Source organism: Halopseudomonas aestusnigri (genome assembly GCF_002197985.1).
GTDB lineage: Bacteria > Pseudomonadota > Gammaproteobacteria > Pseudomonadales > Pseudomonadaceae > Halopseudomonas > Halopseudomonas aestusnigri.
On sequence record NZ_NBYK01000001.1, the window covers coordinates 173978 to 192997 of the forward strand.

19 protein-coding genes are annotated in these 19020 nt (G+C 62.9%); 9 read left to right on the plus strand and 10 right to left on the minus strand.

All coding sequences use genetic code 11. From position 1 onward, the window contains the following. Positions 1 to 32: 32 nt before the first annotated feature. The 4 genes from B7O88_RS00880 to B7O88_RS00895 all read right to left on the minus strand — a co-directional run bounded on the left by B7O88_RS00880 (position 33) and on the right by B7O88_RS00895 (position 2852). Positions 33 to 848 carry a LysR family transcriptional regulator gene (locus B7O88_RS00880; RefSeq protein ID WP_088273297.1) on the minus strand — a complete coding sequence of 272 codons (816 nt, stop codon included), beginning with the start codon at positions 846 to 848 and terminating at the stop codon, positions 33 to 35. Positions 849 to 850: 2 nt separating this feature from the next. Beyond that, positions 851 to 1747, minus strand: a complete 897-nt coding sequence (locus B7O88_RS00885) for an MBL fold metallo-hydrolase (RefSeq protein ID WP_088273298.1) — start codon at positions 1745 to 1747, stop codon at positions 851 to 853. A gap of 131 nt (positions 1748 to 1878) precedes the next feature. After that, complete coding sequence (locus B7O88_RS00890; RefSeq protein WP_088273299.1) at positions 1879 to 2577, minus strand: PspA/IM30 family protein; 699 nt, start codon at positions 2575 to 2577, stop codon at positions 1879 to 1881. A 5-nt stretch (positions 2578 to 2582) separates the two neighbouring features. Continuing rightward, positions 2583 to 2852, minus strand: coding sequence for a YiaA/YiaB family inner membrane protein (locus B7O88_RS00895; protein WP_088273300.1), 270 nt, complete (start codon positions 2850 to 2852; stop codon positions 2583 to 2585). Positions 2853 to 3044: 192 nt separating this feature from the next. On the opposite strand from B7O88_RS00895, the gene B7O88_RS00900 reads away from it, so the two are divergent. Then, positions 3045 to 3821, plus strand: coding sequence for a helix-turn-helix domain-containing protein (locus B7O88_RS00900; RefSeq protein ID WP_088273301.1), 777 nt, complete (start codon positions 3045 to 3047; stop codon positions 3819 to 3821). Then, positions 3818 to 4405 (plus strand): rod shape-determining protein, encoded by a 588-nt coding sequence (locus tag B7O88_RS00905; RefSeq protein WP_088273302.1) that lies wholly within the window; start codon positions 3818 to 3820, stop codon positions 4403 to 4405. The genes B7O88_RS00900 and B7O88_RS00905 overlap by 4 nt, the downstream gene beginning before the upstream one ends. 28 nt (positions 4406 to 4433) lie before the next feature. Here the strand turns inward: B7O88_RS00905 and B7O88_RS00910 are convergent, their stop codons facing one another. After that, positions 4434 to 5150, minus strand: a complete 717-nt coding sequence (locus B7O88_RS00910) for a YebC/PmpR family DNA-binding transcriptional regulator (protein WP_088273303.1) — start codon at positions 5148 to 5150, stop codon at positions 4434 to 4436. Between the two features lie 159 nt (positions 5151 to 5309). Between B7O88_RS00910 and B7O88_RS00915 the strand changes: the two genes are divergently transcribed. After that, the gene (locus B7O88_RS00915; RefSeq protein ID WP_088273304.1) at positions 5310 to 5984 is read left to right on the plus strand and encodes a YoaK family protein; all 675 of its coding nucleotides are present in this window, start codon (positions 5310 to 5312) and stop codon (positions 5982 to 5984) included. Positions 5985 to 6025: 41 nt separating this feature from the next. Here B7O88_RS00915 and B7O88_RS00920 read toward each other — a convergent pair whose 3' ends face one another. The 5 genes from B7O88_RS00920 to B7O88_RS00940 form a co-directional block, all read right to left on the minus strand. Further along, a complete protein-coding gene (locus tag B7O88_RS00920) occupies positions 6026 to 6358 on the minus strand; it encodes a hypothetical protein (RefSeq protein ID WP_088273305.1) in 333 nt (110 codons plus the stop codon). A 215-nt stretch (positions 6359 to 6573) separates the two neighbouring features. Continuing rightward, positions 6574 to 8730: a glucans biosynthesis glucosyltransferase MdoH gene (gene mdoH / locus B7O88_RS00925; RefSeq protein ID WP_088273306.1), complete on the minus strand. Its 2157-nt coding sequence runs from the start codon at positions 8728 to 8730 to the stop codon at positions 6574 to 6576. After that, positions 8730 to 8978, minus strand: a complete 249-nt coding sequence (locus B7O88_RS00930; protein WP_088273307.1) for a hypothetical protein — start codon at positions 8976 to 8978, stop codon at positions 8730 to 8732. The genes mdoH and B7O88_RS00930 overlap by 1 nt, the downstream gene beginning before the upstream one ends. A 3-nt stretch (positions 8979 to 8981) precedes the next feature. Next, positions 8982 to 10523: an OpgD/OpgG family glucan biosynthesis protein gene (locus B7O88_RS00935; protein WP_088273308.1), complete on the minus strand. Its 1542-nt coding sequence runs from the start codon at positions 10521 to 10523 to the stop codon at positions 8982 to 8984. Positions 10524 to 10637: 114 nt separating this feature from the next. Continuing rightward, positions 10638 to 11060: a DUF4399 domain-containing protein gene (locus B7O88_RS00940; protein WP_088273309.1), complete on the minus strand. Its 423-nt coding sequence runs from the start codon at positions 11058 to 11060 to the stop codon at positions 10638 to 10640. A gap of 290 nt (positions 11061 to 11350) precedes the next feature. Between B7O88_RS00940 and B7O88_RS00945 the strand changes: the two genes are divergently transcribed. The 6 genes from B7O88_RS00945 to B7O88_RS00970 all read left to right on the plus strand — a co-directional run bounded on the left by B7O88_RS00945 (position 11351) and on the right by B7O88_RS00970 (position 18912). Next, positions 11351 to 12814, plus strand: a complete 1464-nt coding sequence (locus tag B7O88_RS00945) for an NAD-dependent succinate-semialdehyde dehydrogenase (RefSeq protein ID WP_088273310.1) — start codon at positions 11351 to 11353, stop codon at positions 12812 to 12814. Positions 12815 to 12817: 3 nt separating this feature from the next. Next, positions 12818 to 13948: an isocitrate/isopropylmalate dehydrogenase family protein gene (locus tag B7O88_RS00950; RefSeq protein ID WP_088273311.1), complete on the plus strand. Its 1131-nt coding sequence runs from the start codon at positions 12818 to 12820 to the stop codon at positions 13946 to 13948. Positions 13949 to 14035: 87 nt separating this feature from the next. Next, a complete protein-coding gene (locus B7O88_RS00955) occupies positions 14036 to 15289 on the plus strand; it encodes an aspartate aminotransferase family protein (RefSeq protein ID WP_088273312.1) in 1254 nt (417 codons plus the stop codon). Then, the gene (locus B7O88_RS00960) at positions 15286 to 16233 is read left to right on the plus strand and encodes a D-2-hydroxyacid dehydrogenase (protein WP_088273313.1); all 948 of its coding nucleotides are present in this window, start codon (positions 15286 to 15288) and stop codon (positions 16231 to 16233) included. The genes B7O88_RS00955 and B7O88_RS00960 overlap by 4 nt, the downstream gene beginning before the upstream one ends. A 50-nt stretch (positions 16234 to 16283) precedes the next feature. After that, a complete protein-coding gene (locus B7O88_RS00965) occupies positions 16284 to 17702 on the plus strand; it encodes an amidase (RefSeq protein WP_088273314.1) in 1419 nt (472 codons plus the stop codon). A gap of 4 nt (positions 17703 to 17706) precedes the next feature. Beyond that, positions 17707 to 18912, plus strand: coding sequence for a pyridoxal phosphate-dependent aminotransferase (locus B7O88_RS00970; RefSeq protein ID WP_088273315.1), 1206 nt, complete (start codon positions 17707 to 17709; stop codon positions 18910 to 18912). The last annotated feature ends 108 nt before the right edge of the window (positions 18913 to 19020 follow it).

A 19020-nucleotide genomic window follows, 5' to 3' on the forward strand; every position in this document is an offset into this window, starting at 1 on the left:
TAGGCCAGCGGCGCAGGGGCGAAAAGAGGGGGCTAGCCGAAAGCGGCAATGATGCTGTCTGCCAGTTCAGCCCGACAGGCCAGCCCCAGCTGGCGATGACGCAGCGTCTCGGGTACCAGTCCGCGCAGGGAGTGGCTGTCGATGGCCGGGCTCAGCAGGTCGATGTCGTCGCTGACCGCCATAACGGTTGCCCCCTGGCGGTGCTGCACCAGGCTCAGGGCCAGGTCTTCGGTATCCACCTGCAGGCTGGCGTGGTCGGCCAACTCGGGCAGGCGCTCCAGGAAGGCGCTGCGCAGTTCGCAGTCGAGCCGGTCGATCCATGGGTATTGGGTAGCCTGTTCCAGCTCAAGAGGCTGATTGAGGGACCAGCCACGGGGCAGCAGCAGCCGGTACTCCTGTTCCAGCAGCGCAAAAAAGTGATAGCCGGCTGGCACCTGCCGTTCACTCAGCAGCCAGAGGTCTGCACTTTGAGCAGGCTGGCTGCGTACCTGCAGGCGATAGTCCGTGAGCCTGCCGGCGGTCAGCTGCAGCAGGTAGCCGCTGTCGCGACTGGCCAGGCTGGCGTTGATGCCGACCGACAGGGTGGGGCGCTCGACGCGCTTGAAGCGTTGCTCCATTTCGCCGGCGCTGCCAAGCAGGCGCGCGGCCTCCTGATAGAAGGCCTCACCCTCGGGCGTGAGCGTCACGCCTCTCTTGCTGCGGCTGAACAGCCGCAGGGCAAACTCCTGTTCCAGCTGGGCGACAGCGTTGGAGATGGAAGGCTGGGCGACATGGCAGCGCTCGGCCGCCGCGGTCAGGCTGCCAGCTTCGGCAGCGGCGCAGAAGTAGCGCAGACTGCGCAGATCCATCGTTATTCCTCGAAGGCTGGAAAGCGGGCCAGCCCGGCTGCGACGAACTCGTCGTGGGCGGGAATGATCAGCAGCTCCGGATCGCGTAGATGCAGCTCATGCACGCGCTTGAGCTGCTGGCTGTTGCGTTCGCGGTCGCTATCGACGTGGGATAGCCATTGCACGAATATCGGCCGTGGCTTGTTCTGTTCAACGCCTCGTTCGGTCCAGCTGGTATCGCCGATCAGAAACAGGCGCTTGCCGGAGGGCAGATTGACGAACAGCCCGGCCTGGCCAGCGGTATGGCCGCTCAGATCCACCAGAATCAGCTGACCGTCGCCAAACAGGTCGAGGCTGCGTTCAAAGCCCTGATAGGGCGTGTCGCTGAGTTCGATCTGTTGCCACTCGCGTTCGCCTTCCAGTTGCTCGGCCAAAAAGGCTGGCGGCTCGCCATGGTCGCGGGCTTCCTCCAGTGCGCCGGGCAGCACTTTGACTGGAATGCCGGGGAAGTCCGGCAGCCCGCCGAGGTGATCCCAGTGCAGGTGGCTGGGCAAAATGAAGTCGATATCGTTGGCGCTGTAGCCGGCCGCTTCCAGCTGGTCGCGCGCCGGGTTCAGCTGCTCGTAGGCCAGCAGCGTGCGGTTGATCCAGTTGTTGCGGGCAAAGGCCTCGGCGGTCTGGCGGCCCAGCCCGGTGTCGAACAGAAAGCGGCCTTTGGGGTGTTCGATCAGCACCGCGGCATGCACCAGATGGCGCTCGGTGGTCCAGCGTCCGCCACTGACCACCATCGCCTCGGCGGCGCCGCTGGACACGGCGGTGGGTATCACAGAAAGGCGCAGGTGTTCGACAGCCGGGGCGGCAAACAGCAGGCTGCTGCAAGCGAGAAGAAGGGGGGCTGCGAGAGGGGCAAAGCGCTTCATGGGATGGCTCCGATTGGGTGAGAACCCACTGTGGCATCCGCTGAAGAATAGATTAAATATTCTTTATTGTTGGTTAAGAAATAAAAAAGTTATGGAAGGGCGACCGGTGTCGCCCTTCCTGATGGCGTTGCCTATTCGCTGGAACTGGCGTTGCCCCGCAGTCTGGCGAGAACGCTGTTGGCGTCGGTCTTGCCGGTGGCAATGCCTGCGCGCTGCAGCCGCTGGTCGAGTGCACTGCCGTCGTCCTCGTCCTGCAATTGCTGGAGGGCGGCGCCGACATCGCTGGCGTTGTCCTGACGTTGACGAATGCGCTCCAGAGAACTGGCCAGATCGCCCATGTGGGCCTGCAGGCCACGGGTCTGCTGACCGAGATTGCCCAGCAGGCGCTCGGCGCTGCGGTTGGCCCGTGCCAGCTGCAGTTCGCGGCGATACTGCTGGTGCATCTGCGCCGCGCGGCGCAGTTGTTCGCGCAGGCTGGTTTCCTGCCGCTGCAGCTGCTCGGCCTGCTGGCGCTGTTGCTGCAACTGGTTCTCCTGCGCGGCGATCCACTCGGCCAGCTCGTAGGCCAGACCGGCTTCATCTCGCTCCAGTGCCTGCCGCGCCTGTTCTTCGCGCTGGGCCAGGTCGGTGCTGAGCTGCTCGTTGCTGCGCTGCAGCTGCTTGATGGTCGCCATCAGCCCGGCCAGCTCGCGCTTGGCCAGCAGCATGGCGTGCTCGGTGTCGCGCAGTTCCTGCTCCATGATGCGCAGGGCGTTGGCGTCGACCAGCTGTTCAAGCGGTTCATGGGCGCTGGCGCGGAACAGGGTGCCTACTTTTCTCCAGAGTGTCATGACGGTTACTCCGTATATTCTTTCAGCAGTTGTTGGGCGCGGGCTTCGGACAGGCGGTTGTGAATGCGCTTGCCTTCGTGTTCATCCCGCATGGTTTTCGACAGGGTGATGGTGGTGCTGACCAGAAACAGCGCACAGACCGACATGTAGCCCTTGACCAGCAGGTCGGTGGGGGCGAATACCACGCCCGCGCCGGTTGCCAGCAGGGCAATCGCGAACGACGCCTTGACGAAGAAAATCCAGCCTGAGGAGTTACTGTTGATCTCGGTATCCATGGTGTTGCCTCCAGAACGTGGGGTGCGCAGGGGGTTTGGCTGCGTCTGGAGCGGACTGTGCACGGGTGCACTCGGCGATGCCAGCGCGACCGAAAAGGTTGCGCAGAGGGGCGCTTAAGGTATTACATGGCGATACTTCCTGGTGGCTTTAACCGCCTTCACCGCATTGATTGTTTGTAAAGGTATTGTCATATGGCGCAGACCGCAGCGATTGTCGCGGCATTGAAAGGTGCGCTGAAAGAGCGTGGAATCACCTATCAGCAGGTTGCCGAGGCGCTTGAGTTGTCGGAGGCGAGCGTCAAGCGGCTGTTCTCCGAGCGGCAGTTTTCGCTGCAGCGGCTGGATCAGATCTGTGCGCTGCTGGGGCTGGAGATTACCGATCTGGTCCGCAGGCTGGATCAGGCCCAGCGCATTGATGCGCTGACTGCCGAGCAGGAGCAGGAACTGGTGGGCGATGACCGCCTCCTGCTGGTGGCGATCTGCGCGCTGAATCGCTGGAGTCTGGCGCAGATGCTCGATACCTATCAGCTCAGTGAGGTGGAAGCGGTGGGCCGCCTGGCGCGGCTGGATCGGATGGGGCTGATTGAACTGCTGCCGGGCAACCGTATCAAGCCGCTGATCAGTCATGATTTTCGCTGGCAGCAGGGCGGGCCGATTCAGCGCTTCTTCGAGCAGCAGGTGCAGAGCGATTTCTTCCAGTGTCACTTCAATCGCCCGGGCGAGCTGCGGTTGTTCCTCAGCGGGATGCTCTCGCCACAATCCACCGAGCAGATGCACCAGAAGCTGCAGCGTCTGGCCCAGGCGTTTCGGCACAGCCATCAGGAAGACCTGGTGCTGCCGCTGGAGCAGCGCTTTGGCGTCAGCATGATTATGGCGATTCGGCCCTGGGAGGTCGCCGCGTTTCAGCGTTTGCGCCGACCCGATGCGCTCAAGTTCTATCCGGGCCATCCGCGGGAGGTTCGTGCATGAGCCTGCGTCGACTGTTGGGGGATCGATTGTATCTGCTGCAATTGTGGCGTGACCGCTTCGACCTGCGTGATCTGCACTCCGGCGAGGTGATCAGTGAGCCGCCGATGGTGGTGCTGGGTGATCAGGCTGGCAAGGTGGTGCTTGTCGCGGCGGGCCACGAGGCGCTGAGCATGGCGCTCGAAGAGGGCATGCGTCGGGTCAGCGTCACTGACCATCCACGGGTGCTGATTGGCGACTTCGCACTGGCGGAAAAGTACCTGCAGTGGTTACTGCGCAAGGCCGCAGGCAACCGGTTGTTTCCAGCCGCGCCGCGCTTGGTGATGCAGCAGCGCGACTGCCTGGAGGGCGGCCTGACCGAGGTCGAGTTGCGGGTGTTGCGTGAACTGGCGCTGGGCGCCGGCGCTCGTGAGGTACTGGTTCTGGAAGGGGGCAAGCAGCCGAGTCTGCAGCAGGTGGAGCAGGCGTTTGCCGATCAGCGCAAGGGCACAGGCAAGCGGGTGTCGTCGCTGGTGAGCGGGGTGGTGACGCTGCTGGTAGTGGCGGCCTTTGTGGCGGCAGCCCTGCTGCGCAGCGGAGGCAACTGACGGGCGCCCGCAGGCGCCCGCAGCGGGGTCAGAACTCGGCGTTGTGGTAGATGTTCTGCACGTCATCGAGATCATTCAGCATGTCGGTGAACTTCTCGAACAGCGCGATATCATCGCCGCTGATTTCGGTGGTGGTCTGCGGTACGAACTGGATCAGGTCGGCCTCGAAGTCGAGCTCACCGAAGGTATCGATCAGCGCCTGTTTGGCTTTGAAGTATTCGGTATGCGGGGCGAATACGGTGATGACGCCATCCTCGTTCTCGATGTCGGTGACGTCAACGTCGGCCATCATCAGCGCTTCCAGCGTGCCTTCCTCATCTTCGCCCTTGAACGCCAGGATCGCGCAGTGATCGAACATGTGGCTGACGCTGCCTTCGGTGCCGATCTTGCTCTTGGTCTTGGTGAAGCAGTTGCGCACGTCGGCGAAGGTGCGGTTCGGGTTGTCGGTCAGGCAATCGACGATCACCATGCAGTTACCGGGGCCGAAGCCTTCATAGCGGGCCTTGGAGAAGTCTTCGCCACCGCCGCCCTTGGCCTTGTCGATGGCCTTGTCGATAACGTGGCCGGGGACCTGGTCCTTCTTGGCGCGATCAATCAGACCACGCAGCGCCAGGTTACCATCGGGGTCGACGCCGCCGGACTTGGCGGTAACGTAGATCTCCCGTGCGTACTTGCTGTACAGCTTGGTTTTGGCGTCGGCCGTTTTGGCCATGGATTCCTTGCGGTTCTGATAAGCGCGACCCATGTGCGAGTGTCCTGTCGAAATTTCGAAAAACAGCGATTCTACTCGCAGTTGGCGACGGATATCCACGCTTGCGGTGTCCTCTGCTGACGAACTGAAGCGCTGCCGGGCCAACAGGGCCTATCGGGCGTATGATGGGCTTTTTGCCGGAGGAGGGGGAGCGTGATTTCCAGATTGCCATCCTGGATTGAGGCGGGTGCCTTTACCCTTGCGTTGATGGCCGGCGTGGTCAACGCGGTCGGCCTGCTGGGCTTCAGCCATCAGGCGGTGTCGCACCTGACCGGCACCTCGACGCTGCTCGGGGTTGGTCTGACCCACCTGCAGTCTGCCGAAGTGCTGCATCTGTTGCTGGTGTTGCTCAGTTTTGTGTTGGGGGCGGCGTTCAGCGGGTTGTTTATCGGCAGCAGTGCGCTGGAGCATGGCCGTCGCTACGGCGTTGCGCTGCTGGTGGAAGCGCTGTTGCTGGTGCTGGCGATGTTCGCTCTGCAGGGCAACAGTCTGGCCGGACACTATCTGGCCTCGGCCGCCTGCGGGCTGCAGAACGCGATGGTTACCACCTACAGCGGTGCCATCATTCGCACCACCCACGTTTCAGGCATCTTCACTGATCTGGGCGTCATGCTGGGCGCGCGTCTGCGTGGGGTGCCGATGGATCGGCGCAAGGCAACGCTGTTTCTGCTGTTGATTGGCGGCTTTATTCTGGGCGGGACGGTCGGCGCGCTCGGTTTTGGCCAGTGGCAGTTCAGGGCGTTGCTGGTGCCGGCGGGGATGGCTGTGGTACTGGCGCTGGTGTATCAGCTCTGGGTGGTGCGCCGCGCTGTCCAGAAGACGGGCTGAGGCAGGAGACTGCGGGGGCGGCAAGCCCCCGCAGCGGGACATCAGTCCATATCATCCAGAGTGAATACGACGTCGTGACGGGCGACGTCCAGATCCCAGATGGTGTAGGTGTCACCGTCTTCATCCTTGGCACGGATGTCAAAGATTGATGATTTGGCGTTACGCAGGTTGACGCGCACGGTATGCCCATTGGGCAGAATGTCGTCATCCAGCACATCCTCTTCCCATGAGTCGGACTTGGCATGGCTGACATACAGATAGTAGATGTCATAGCCGGTGTTGTTGGTTACCTCTACGTAGCCGTCAAAGCCAGCGGCCGCGTGACCACTGAACAAAAACAGAACGGCAAACAGTGCCAAGGCTTTCTTGATCATTTCTCTCTCCCTGAATGCGCCTTTGTGGCAGGCGCAAAAGCTGGTCGGTCAAACCGAAAAAAGATACGGCAACGGCCTCGCGGCGACTCGGCCTACCGCAACAGTGGTAGATCGGGGCAGCTTGTCCGAACGGGTCGCCAGTGCATGGCTGGCTGATTAGAAGCATATCGCCATCTGCTTTTATGGCAAGTACCTGAATCGGGGTATTTCTCCGATCAGCTGTGGGAAGCCGCCTGGACGCCATCGTGGCGGTCATCTCCATCGGCGATACGTGCGGCCAGGCATCTGCCCCAGGGGCTGTCGGGGGGGCTTAGCCAGACTTGCTGATGTAGCCAGCGCAGGGCGTCAGCGTCCTCTGCCAGCAGTTGCTTATGCGCCCGTTCCAGCTGATCCGGCCCGAGTTCAAGGCAGCGTTGGCGCAGCAGTTGCAATTCCTGTTGCTGTCGTCGTGCTCTTGGTGCGTGGGCCAGGCCAGCCTGCAGGCGGTTGGTAGCCGGATGGATAACCGCTTCGACAAAGGCATCGCGCTCACACAGCACCGGCAGGCTCGATGGTTGATTCAGAGCATCCGATAGGGCATTGCCCTGCTGTTCGTCAGGGCTCAGCAGCAGGCTGTGCTCACGCAGCCATCCGCCTATGCCGATGCGGCTGAACAGGACAAACAGGGGAGCAGCCAGCACCAGAGGAATGGCTACCGGCAGCGACCAGAGGAAGAACATCGGTTGCAGCCATAAGGCGAAGGCGGCCCAGCCCAGTGCCAACAGGCTGCCAATACCCTGATCAACGATGGCGGCCAGCCAACTGGTCTCGCCGCTGCGGTTCTGCCCGGCCCAGCGCAGGTTGATGTTGAACAGGGCCTCAATTACGTAGCGACTGTGGGATAGCATGCGGATGGGGGCCAGCAGCGCCGAGGCCAGTGATTCGATCAATACGCTCAGACTCAGACGCAGGGCACCGCCGTAGCGTCGACGCTGGCCGCTGATCAGCACATCGGCCAATGCCAGCAGCTTGGGAACAAACAGCAATGTCAGGGTAATGCCAATCAGTGTCAGCGCCCGTGAGGGGTGCCATTCCGGCCAAAGCGGGAACAGCTGGTTGGGTTGCGGGAAGTAGTTGATGGGCCAGAGCACCAGACGTGCTACCTCGACGGTGGTCAGGAGCAGAAATCCGAACCACAGCGGCGAAGCCAGATAACCCATGATGCCATTGAGAAAGGCCAGCCTGTGAGCCAGCTTTAGCCGTCGACCGAACAGCATCAGCCAGAGATGCTGCAGGTTACCCTTGGCCCAGCGGCGGTCGCGGGTGAGTTCATCGCTCAGCGTTGGCGGCGATTCTTCGTAGCTGGCATGCAGTTCCGGTTCCAGCCAGACCTCCTGTCCTGCGCGTCCCATGTAGGCGGCTTCAACGAAGTCATGACTGAGTATCGCTCCCTTGAACAGACCCCGGCCCGGCAGACGGCGTAGTCCACAGTGCTGCATAAAGGGAGCGATGCGCACTATCGCGTTGTGTCCCCAGAAGGCTGCCTCGCCCAACTGTACCGCCGCCAGCCCGGTTGTGAACAGCGGGCCATACAACTGATTGGCAAACTGCTGGATGCGGGCAAACAGCGATTGCGCGTTGAGCAGACGCGGGCTCGACTGCAGGATGCCGACCCGGGGATGGCGCTGCATCAGTCGCACCATTTGCACGATGGTCTCGCCGCCCATCAGACTGTCAGCATCCAGCACCAGCATATATCGGTATTCGTGTCCCCATCGGCGCAGAAAATCGGCGATGTTGCCGCTCTTATGTTTCAGATTGAGACGGCGACGACGGTAGAACAGGCGCGGCTGGGTTGCGGATTCGCTACTCAGTTCGGTGCGCAGGGCTTGCCATGCCGTCTGTTCCTTCAGCCAGATATCGGCGTCGCGGCTGTCGGACAGGATGTAGAAATCAAAGTGTTGCAGCGTGCCGCTGGCTTCCAGGCTCCGATAGATTGCCTTGAGCCCGAGCAAACTGCGCGCTACCGGCTCGTGATAGATCGGCATCACCACCGCGGTGCGATCGAGTGGCGTGGTGGCGAGGGCGGCGGCACTCTGGCGATGCAGCAAGCTGCGCTGATCACCGCCGCAGCGACGCAGCACAAACCCGAACAGGGCAATCCAGAAGCCAAGTGACAGCCAGGTGAACAGTAGGGCGAAGAGGACGGCGATGCCCGCCTCTACCCATGTTCGCCCGTGATAGGGCAGCACTGCGAGCAGCAGCCAGGTGGCGGCCAGGGTTTGCCCCAATACCAGCATCAGCAGCAGGAGCCGTCGGCATCGCGCGCTGACGCGCCAGTTGTCGTGCGCGCTGGCGGCGTCTGGCAGCAGCTCCGGGAGCTGGCTGTTCATCAGTAGGCTCCGTAGCGCAGGCTGCCCCGGCGTAGGGGAGGATTTGCCAAGGGCGTTGCGGCGTCTGCTGGCAGGGCGGCGCGAGTGGCTTGCAGCGCGACCTCCAGGGCGGGTAGCTGGTGTTGCTGCAACGCCTGACGGGTTATGGCCAGCGCTCTCAGCTCGCTGTCCCGGTCCAGTGGCAGTCCGGACCACTGCCAGTAGGCAAGAATACGCTGCAGGATAATTTGGCTATCGTGCGCGTTCATTGCTTATTCCGCTGTGGTCATATCGTTGCCGGCGGGAATTTCGTATTGCCAGGTTTCGCTCAGGGTATGTTCGGCGCTGTGCAGATAGGCACGCAGCGCCAGAGACTGGTCAGCCGCCGGGCGCACCAGCATGGACAGTCGCCAGCGCTTGAGGGCGGGAAGATACTGAACGAATTGCTCCAGCAGTTCGCCGTCGTGCTGCATCTGCACTTCCCCCAGCACGGCGGCGTTTTCGTCCAGCGCGTCGAGCGGGCCGCCGGCAAAGTCGACAATCAGCCGCAGCGCACCTTCCTGATTGCCGCCACCGACGCGCGTACCGTCGCCAACGAAGGTTTCTTGCGCACTACCCAGCGGGCTGGCGGCAATCGTCTGATCGCCGAACAACACACGATAGCGTCGCTGAATTGGCTTGCCATGCTGAACCGGATCGCTGGGCTGCCAGAAGGCAACGATATTGTCGTTGGTTTCATTTGCGGTGGGGATCTGGACCAGTACGACCTTGCCCGACCCCCAGTTGCCGTCAGTTTCGACCCAACTGCTGGGGCGACCGTCGTAGATGGCTTCCGGGTCCTGGTAGCTGCGAAAGTCGGTATCGCGCTGCAACAGGCCAAAGCCGCGCAGGTTCTGCACGCTGAAATAGTCCATGCGCAGGGTGCTCGGGTTGCGCAGCGGCCGCCAGAACCATTCCCCGGTGCCGCCGTCATGGATCAGCAGACCATCCGAGTCGTGCACTTCCGGCCGCCATTCACCCCGTGGGCGGATACTGTTTTCGCCGTAATAGAACATGCTGGTGAGCGGCGCGATGCCGAGTAGTTCAACGTCCTTGCGCGGAAACAGCACGGACTCGACCGCCAGCGCGGTGGTTTCGCCGGGCGTGACGACAAAGCGATAGGCCCCGCTCATGCTCGGGCTGTCGAGCAAACCATAGAATGTCATGCTGGTGGCGTCGGGCGCAGGGCGCTCAAGCCAGAATTCGACAAAGTCCGGAAACTCCTCGCCGCCGGGCATGCCGGTATCGATGGCCAGGCCACGGCCGGAGATGCCGAAGTTGTTGTCGCGCCCTACCGCGCGAAAGTAGCTGGCGCCAGCAAACACCAGAAACTGGTTCTGCTGGTCTTCACCCTTGAGCGGGAAGGTCAGCTTGAATCCAGCATAACCGAGGTCAGCCGGCACCAGCCGTTCCACTTCGGTGTTGGGGTAAGTGAACTGGCTTTTGGCAAAGGTCAGCGGCTCGGTGCCCTGCTCATCAACGATATGCATCTGTACCGGGCGGCGGTAAAACAGGCCGGTGGGCACCGGCATTACCCGAAATGCGGAGTCGCTATCGTGCCAGAGGCTGTTTTCCGGCTTGAAGCGGATACCCTGGTAGTCATCGAAACTGAGCTCCTGCAGAAAACGGGGTACCTCTTTGGGCGGCTGGTAGGCGTTTGCGGCTCGCTCGCGCGCCTGGGTGATGACCTGTTCAAAGCTGAAGTCAGCAGCTGGCAGATTGAGCGGAACACAGAGGCAGCTTGCGGCACTGATCAGAATCGTCCCTCGAAGCATGGTGCGGATTCCTTGCAATGGGTATCTGAAAGGTTGGTCCGCGAACGGGCGCTGCAGTTCCGCTGCTGTGCCCGCCCTCGCCGATTTGGCAGTCAGGGCGGGTGGGCGGAAAGATTACTCGACGGTGATGGTGATTCGCTCGGAGGCAACAGAGGGCGATAAGGGAACGTGATTGTGGTCACCGACCACCAGTTGCAGGGTGTGCTTGCCCGGGGGCAGGTCGAGGCTGGTCTGGGTCTGGCCGCCGCCAAAGTGACGATGATGCTCGTCGGCTGGAATGGGTTGTCCAGCGGCGGGCAATTGGTCTGTATCGATCAGCAGGTGGTGGTGGCCGGTCGCTGCGCGCTCGACGCCAGCAGGGGCAACGCCCATGCCATCGAGCCCGAATTGCACTGTAACCGGTGAACTGACGGTTGCGCCATCAGTCGGCGTAATGAAGTAGACGCTGGCACCCTCCGGCGCGGCAGTCTCGGCCATGGTCACAGTGGCGGCACTGGCGAGCAGCAAACCGGCGAGCGTGGGGAGTATCCGTTGCATGTGTTGCCTCCTCGGGTTGGGGGGGTCAGGTTGGGGGTCAGGCAGAGTGCGGAAAAGACACCCTGCAACTCACTCTAGACTGCCCGGCGTAATCACGGTTCCTCAACTGCCGGAAGTTTGATTCTCGCGTCAATCCTTCCTACCCTGTGAGGAAACACGTTCCTGCCGGCAAGCCTTCAATATGGCTTTGACGGTGCTTCTGCGCAGCCTGCTGCGTATCGGTTTTATTCACTCAGCCAAGCGCCTCTGCGCTTGGCTTCATATTTTGCGGAATCCCTACAGGAGGCCACATGTCTGCTCTGTCCCGTCTCACCGAATCCCGTCTGTATCGCCAGCAATGTCTGGTCGGCGGCCAATGGATTGATGCCAGTGATGGCGCGACGATTGAGGTGGATAATCCGGCCAGTGGCGACATTATTGGCAACGTACCCAGCCTGAGCGAGGCGCAGCTCACCGAGTGTATCGCCCAGGCCGACCAGGCCTTTGCCGAGTGGCGCAAGACTACCGCGCTGGAGCGTGCTGACCTGCTGATGCGCTGGTACGAGCTGATGCTCAAGCACCGCGAGGACATTGCCAGCCTGATGACACTGGAGCAGGGCAAACCGCTGGTGGAGGCGCGTGGGGAGGTTGATTATGCGGCGTCGTTTATTCGCTGGTTCGCCGAGGAGGCGCGCCGGGTTTACGGTGAGACCATCCCCGGTGCCAAGCCCGGGCAGCATATTGTCGTGACCCGTCAGCCGATTGGGGTGACGGCGGCCATCACACCCTGGAACTTCCCGGCGGCAATGATTACCCGTAAGGCCGGTGCCGCGCTGGCAGCGGGCTGCCCGATGATCGTCAAACCGGCCAGTGCCACACCGTTCACCGCGTTGGCGCTCGGTGTGCTGGCGGAGGAAGCGGGCATTCCGGCGGGCGTGTTTAACGTGGTGACCGGCAAGGCGTCGATGATCAGTGAGGTGCTGACCGGCAGCGAGACGGTGCGCAAGCTGAGTTTTACCGGCTCGACCAGTGTTGGTAGTCAGTTGATGGCGCAGTGCGCCGAGCACGTCCAGAAGGTGTCACTGGAGTTGGGTGGCAATGCGCCCTTTATCGTGTTTGACGATGCCGATCTGGACCGTGCGGTCGAGGGGGCAATGGTCTGCAAGTTCCGCAATACCGGGCAGACCTGCGTCTGCGCCAATCGTTTTCTGGTGCAGAGCGGCATTCATGACCCGTTTGTCGAGAAACTCGCCGAGGCGATGGGCAAGCTCAAGCTGGGCGACGGCTTTGACGAAGGCGTGACCCAGTCCGCGTTGATCAACCGGGCCGCGGTGAAAAAGGTGCAGGAACACTTTGACGATGCGCTGGCCAAGGGAGCGCGGCATGTTGCCGGCGCCTCACCCGGCGAGGCCAAAGGCAACTACGTTGAGCCGGTACTGGTGACCGGCGTGACCCCGGACATGCAGGTCTGCGCCGATGAAACCTTCGGCCCGCTGGCTGCGGTCATCCGTTTCGATACCGAGGAGCAGGCCATCGCGCTGGCCAACGACACGCCCTACGGGCTGGCTGCCTATTTCTACAGCACCAACATCCACCGCGTCTGGCGTGTTGCCGATGCGCTGGAGGCTGGCATTATCGGCATCAACGAAGGCGCGGTGTCCAACGCGGCGGCACCCTTTGGCGGCGTCAAGGCCAGTGGACTGGGCCGTGAGGGCTCGCGGCACGGGCTGGATGAGTACACCGAGATCAAATACCTGTGCATGGGCGGGGCCTGACAGATGACCGAGCCAAGGCGCATTGCCCTCATGCCCGGCGATGGCATCGGCCCGGAGGTAATGGCGGCCGCGGCCGAGGTGCTTGCCGCGCTTGATCGCCAGACCCCGCTCGGTCTGACCTGGGACTGGCTGGACTGGCCGTCGACCGACTGGCACCGCCAGCACGACGAGATGATGCCCGCCGATGCTCTGACCCAGGTGCAAGCCTATGACACGCTGCTGATGGGCGCGTTGGGCGACCCGGGGCCGCTGACCGATGCCGAACGCTACTGCCTGCCCGACAGCGTCTCGCTGGCACCGCTGCTGCAGTTTCGCAAGGGGCTGGACCTGTGGGCCTGCGAACGGCCGGCGCGCTTGTTACCGGGCGCACCGCAGTATCTGGCTGACCCACGCGCGGCCGAGGTCGACATGCTGGTGATTCGCGAAAACAGCGAAGGCGAGTACGTCAATCAGGGCGGCCGGCTGCACCGCGGCAGCGCCGATGAGGTGGCGACCCAGCTGGAAGTGTTTACCCGCCGGGCAACCGAGCGGCTGATTCGCCATGCCTTTGCCCGTGCTCGTGAGCGGTTGGCTGCACGGGGGCAGGGCAGTCGCGACTTTCACTGCGCGAATAAGGGACGGGCGGCGGCGCAGGTGTGCCTGATCACCAAGCGCAACGCCCAGCCGTATTGGGGTGATCTGTATACCGAGGTGTTTGCCGAGGTTGCCGCGGAATTCCCCGAGATAGGCGTGCACCACGAGCTGGTCGACGCCGCCTGCATGAAGTTCGTGCAGTGCCCGTGGACCTTCGATGTGGTCGTGGCGAGCAACTTGCATGGAGACATTCTGACGGATCTGGCCGCCGTGCTCTCGGGCGGACTGGGGCTGGCGCCGTCGTGCAATATCAATCCGGACAGCCGGGCGATGCCCGCGCTGTTCGAACCCACACATGGCAGCGCGCCGGATATCGCCGGCCAGGGGCTCGCAAACCCTGCTGCCATGCTGCTCACCACGGCGCTTATGCTGGACTGGGTGGGCTGCGCACAGGCTGCTGAACGGCTGCGCCAAGCGGTTGCCAAGGATCTGGTGACCACCGCAGGCCAACAGCGAACCTGTCGGGATGTGACTGCCGGCGTGATTGCCGCACTGCACTGATCCCGCTCGCGTGTCAGGACACGCTCTGCGTGTCGCTGGCCGATCAGATACGGGCTCCGGCCCGCCGAAAGGACAGGAGAGATGGCTATGCACCATTTGTCACCGTTACTCAAGCAGGCCAGCCAGGTCTGTGTCGATCACGGCGAAGGTAGCTGGCTGGTTGATACCGACGGCCGCCGCTATCTGGACTTTACCTCCGGCATTGGTGTGACCAGCACCGGCCATTGCCATCCGACCGTGGTGGCGGCGGCGCAGGCGCAGGTCGGCCGCGTGATTCACGCCCAGTACACCACGGTGGCGCATCGGCCGATGCTGGAACTGACCGATGCGCTGGCCGAGCGCATGCCTGAGAGCATCGACTCGGTGGCCTTTGCCAATTCCGGCTCCGAGTCGGTCGAGGCGGCCCTGCGCCTGGCGCGGCAGGCCACCGGACGGGCCAATATCATCGTGTTTGACGGTGGCTTTCACGGCCGCACCATGGCCGCCGCCTCCCTCACCACCTCCGGCACCAAGGTGCGTACCGGCTTCCACCCGATGATGGCCGGGGTGGAGGTGTCGCCCTTCCCGCATGCCTATCGCTATGACTGGACCGAGGAAGAGGCTACCGCGTTTGCCCTGCGCGAGCTGGACCACATTCTGAAAACCCGCACTGCGCCCAGCGACACCGCCGCCATGCTGATCGAGCCGGTGCAGGGCGAATTTGGTTACTACCCGGCCAACAAGGTGTTCATGCAGGGGCTGGCCGAACGCTGCCGGCAGCACGGCATTTTGCTGATCTGCGACGAGATTCAGGCCGGCTATGGCCGCACCGGACGGTTCTGGAGCCACAGTCACTTTGACGTCACCCCGGATATCGTGATCACCGCCAAGGGCCTGGCCAGCGGCTTCCCGCTGTCGGCCATTGCCGCTTCCGAAGCGCTGATGAGCAAAGGCCTGGCCGGTTCGCAGGGCGGCACCTATGGCGCCAATGCGGTGGCCTGTGCCGCCGCTCTGGCGACGCTGGAGGTGATCGACAGTGAGCAGCTGGTCGAGAACGCCGTCCGCCAGGGTGAGCGGCTGAATGAGCGCCTGCACGAGCTGAAAGAACGCTTCCCGATGATCGACACCCTGCGCGGCAAGGGGCTGATGCTGGGGATGGAAATCGCCGACGACTTCCGCACCCCGCGAGGTGATCTGGCCGCCCGGCTGACCAGCGCGGCGGAGCAGCAGGGGTTGTTGTTGCTGCGCTGCGGCACCGAGGGGCAGATCGTTCGCTGGTTGCCGCCGCTGACGGTCAGCAGTGCCGAAGTTGACGAGGCGGTAGCCCGCTTCACCCGGGCACTAGAGCAGGTGGCGGCATGACCCGCGTGCTGGTACTGGTTGCGCCCGGCGACGCGCCGCTGCCGGGGCTGGATGATCTGCCGACCACGGTAGAACTGCGCACGGTCAGCAGCGAGTCTGATCTGCGCACGCATTTGCCGCAGACCGATGTGCTGGTAGTGACGGATTTTCGCACCGACCTGCTTGAGCGCTGCTGGCCGGACGAGCACCGCATTCGCTGGGTGCATGCGACCAGTGCCGGCGTTGATGCGTTGATGTTCCCAGCGCTGTGGGACAGCGATGTACTGCTGACCAACGCGCGCGGCGTGTTTGATCTGGGCATCGCCGAGTACGTGCTGGGTGCGGTGCTGATGCACGCCAAGGACAGCCTCGGCAACCTGGCGCTGCAACGCCAGCAGCGCTGGCAGCATCGCGAGACCGCGCTGGTGGCCCGGCAGCGGGCGCTGGTGATCGGCGCCGGGTCCATTGGCAGCGAGGTGGCGCGGCTGCTGTCGGCGCTGGATATCGAGGTGATCGGTATCGCCCGGACCGCCCGCAGCGCCGAACACTTCAGCCGCGTACTGGCCAGTGAACAACTGGATGGCGCGTTGCCCGAGGCTGACATTGTGGTGATTACCGCACCGCTGACCGACGCCACGCGAGGCTTGATCAACCGCGACCGGTTAGCGCGCATGCGCGCTGATGCGCTGCTGGTCAACGTCGGCCGCGGTGCCATCGTGGTGACCGACGATCTGGTCGCGGCCCTGCAGGCCGGCCAGTTGGGGGGGGCCGTGCTGGATGTGGTGGACCCCGAGCCGCTGCCGGAAGGCCATCCGTTGTGGGAACTGCCCAATGTGATGCTGTCTGCGCACATGGCGGGCGACTTTATCGGCTGGCGCCGTGCGCTGGGCGAGCAGTTCATGGCCAACCTGCAGCGCTGGCTGGCCGATGAGCCCCTGCTCAATATCGTGAACAGGGGGAAATAGCGCCCGGCAATAAGGCGAAGTCCGGGCTCTCTGGCACTGAGGAGGCGAATATGTCCAACGACATTCTGGCAATGACGGCAACCCAGCTGCGTGCGCATTTTGTTGATCGACAGCTGTCACCGGTCGAGGTGGCCAATTGTCTGCTTGATCAGATTGAGCGTGTTGATGGGCACACCAACGGCTTCTGTCTGGTTGACCGGGAGACCAGTGTGGCGCTGGCACGTGCAGCGGAGCAGCGCTATGTCGAAGGGTGCCCCAGCGGGTTGCTGGACGGCGTACCGGTGGCGGTCAAGGACGTCTTTCTGACCCCGATGTGGCCGACCCTGAAAGGCTCGCACACGGTCGACCCGCAAAGCACACTCGGCAAGACCGGCGCCTGTACCGCGGCGCTGGCCCGCCACAACTATGTGCCGATCGGCAAGACCACAACGCCGGAGCTCGGCTGGAAAGGGGTGACCGACAACCCGGTTGACGGGGTCACCAACAACCCCTGGAATCCGGACAAAACCGCCGGCGGCTCCAGCGGCGGCAGCGGGGTGGCGGTTGCCCTGGGCATGGCGCCGATGGCGCTGGGGACCGATGCCGGCGGCTCGATTCGGATTCCTGCCTCCTTTTGCGGCATCGTCGGTCTCAAACCCTCCTTTGGTGAAGTGCCGCACTGGCCCTCCAGCCCTTTTGGCACCCTGGCCCATGCCGGGCCGATGACCTGGACGGTTGAAGACTGTGCGCTGATGATGAATGTGCTGGCCGAGCCCGATTACCGCGATACCCACGCTGTGCCGCGCCGCAATATCGACTATCTGGCTGAGTTGCGCAGCGGGGTAAAGGGTTTGAAGATCGCCTACAGCCCCAATCTGGGCTATGTGGATGTTGATCCCGAGGTGGAAGCAGCCGTGGCCGAGGCGGCCCGCGTGCTGGCCGAACTGGGGGCCGAGGTGGTGCGGGTTGACCCCGGTTTCAGTGATCCGCTGGCTGCCTTTGGCCATCTGTTTTACGGCGGAGCGGCCAATGCCATTCGCGACCTGGGGCCGAAGAAACGGGAGGTGATGGATCCGGAACTGGTCAAGGTATCGGAAAAGGCAGCCCGCCTGAGCATGCTGGACTACATGGGGGCGGTGAACGAGTCGATGGCGTTGCGCGAGCGCATGGCGACCTTCCATCAGAAGTACGACCTGTTGCTCACCCCGACCCTGCCACTGACCGCCTTCAAGACCGGGCGCGAGGTGCCGGAGGACTGGCCAAGCACCCGCTGGCCGACCTGGACGCCCTTTACCTATCCGTTCAACATGACCGGCCAGCCGGCCATCTCTGTGCCCTGCGGATTTGACAGCCAGGGGCTGCCGATTGGCTTGCAACTGGTGGGCGCGCGCTTCAATGATGCTCTGGTGCTGCGCGCGGGGTATGCGTATCAGCAGGCCGCTCCGTTGACCGACCGCCGTCCGGCGCTCTTTACCACCGTCAAGGAGTAATGCCATGCCGCTGGGAAACTCCGATATTGATCTGTATGAATCCGAAGACCCGATCTGGAATCCGGCGCTGCTGACCATTCCCATTCCGGGGATTCGCAAGATGGTCAATCTGGCCGCCAACATGGAGGATGTGATCCATCTGTCCATCGGTCAGCCGGATCTGCCGGCGCCGGATGTGGTGGTTGAAGCGTCGGTCGAGGCGCTGCGCGCCGGACAGACTGGCTACACCATGGACGCCGGCCTGCCGGAGCTGCTGGAATCGCTGGCGGAGTACTACAGCGAACGCTACCAGCGGCCGTTGACGTCGGACAACATCATGGTCACCACCGGTGCGACCGAGGCGCTCTATCTGGCGCTGACAGCGGTTGCAGCCCCAGGCCGTCACTTTATCGTGCCGGATCCGGCGTTCATGCTCTATGCACCGCTGATTCGCATGAACGGCGGCGAGGTGACCGAGATATCAACGCGTGCCGAGAATCATCACCAGCTTGATCCGCAGGAGGTGATCGATGCCATTGAGCCGCATACCTACGCGATCATTCTCAACTCGCCGAGCAACCCGACCGGCACGCTGTATCCGCGCGAGACGCTGGAGGCGATTCTGGAAGAGGCGGCCTACCGTGGTATCCATGTCATCAGCGATGAGGTGTACGACCACCTGATCTATGACGGGCGAGAATACCCGTCGGTGCTGTCGTGCTGCAGCGATCTGGATCACGTGATGGTAGTCAGCAGTTTTTCCAAGACCTACAGCATGGCCGGTATGCGCATCGGCTGGCTGATCGGCAGCCAGGCGGCAATCAAGAAGCTGCGGCGCTATCACATGTTCACCACCACGGTCGCCAATACGCCGTTCCAGTGGGCCGGGGTAGCGGCGCTGCGCAGCGGCGGGCCGTTTATCGAGCAGATGCTGAGCGAGTACACCCGGCGTCGCGACCGGCTGGTCGAGCTGGTGGAACAGACGCCGCACCTGACTGGCTACAAGCCCGAGGGCGCTTTTTATCTGTTTCCGTCGCTGCCAGAAGGGGTAAACGGCACCAACGTGGCGTTGCGGCTGTTGAAGGAAACCGGAGTCTGCACCATTCCCGGCGAGACCTTCGGCAACAGTTGCAGCAATGCCTTGCGGCTGAGCTATTCCACCTCGCTGGAGCGGATCGAGCAGGCGTTCGAGCGGATTATTCCGTGGATGGAGAAGCAGGATTTTGATTAGGGCGGGGCCTTTATGGCTGGCAGTTGCGCGCTCAATCCTTTTGGCGCGGGCCGTTAATGGTTGGCCGTTTCATACGCTGCGTTGCTGCTGAAGCAGCTTTTCGCCTTG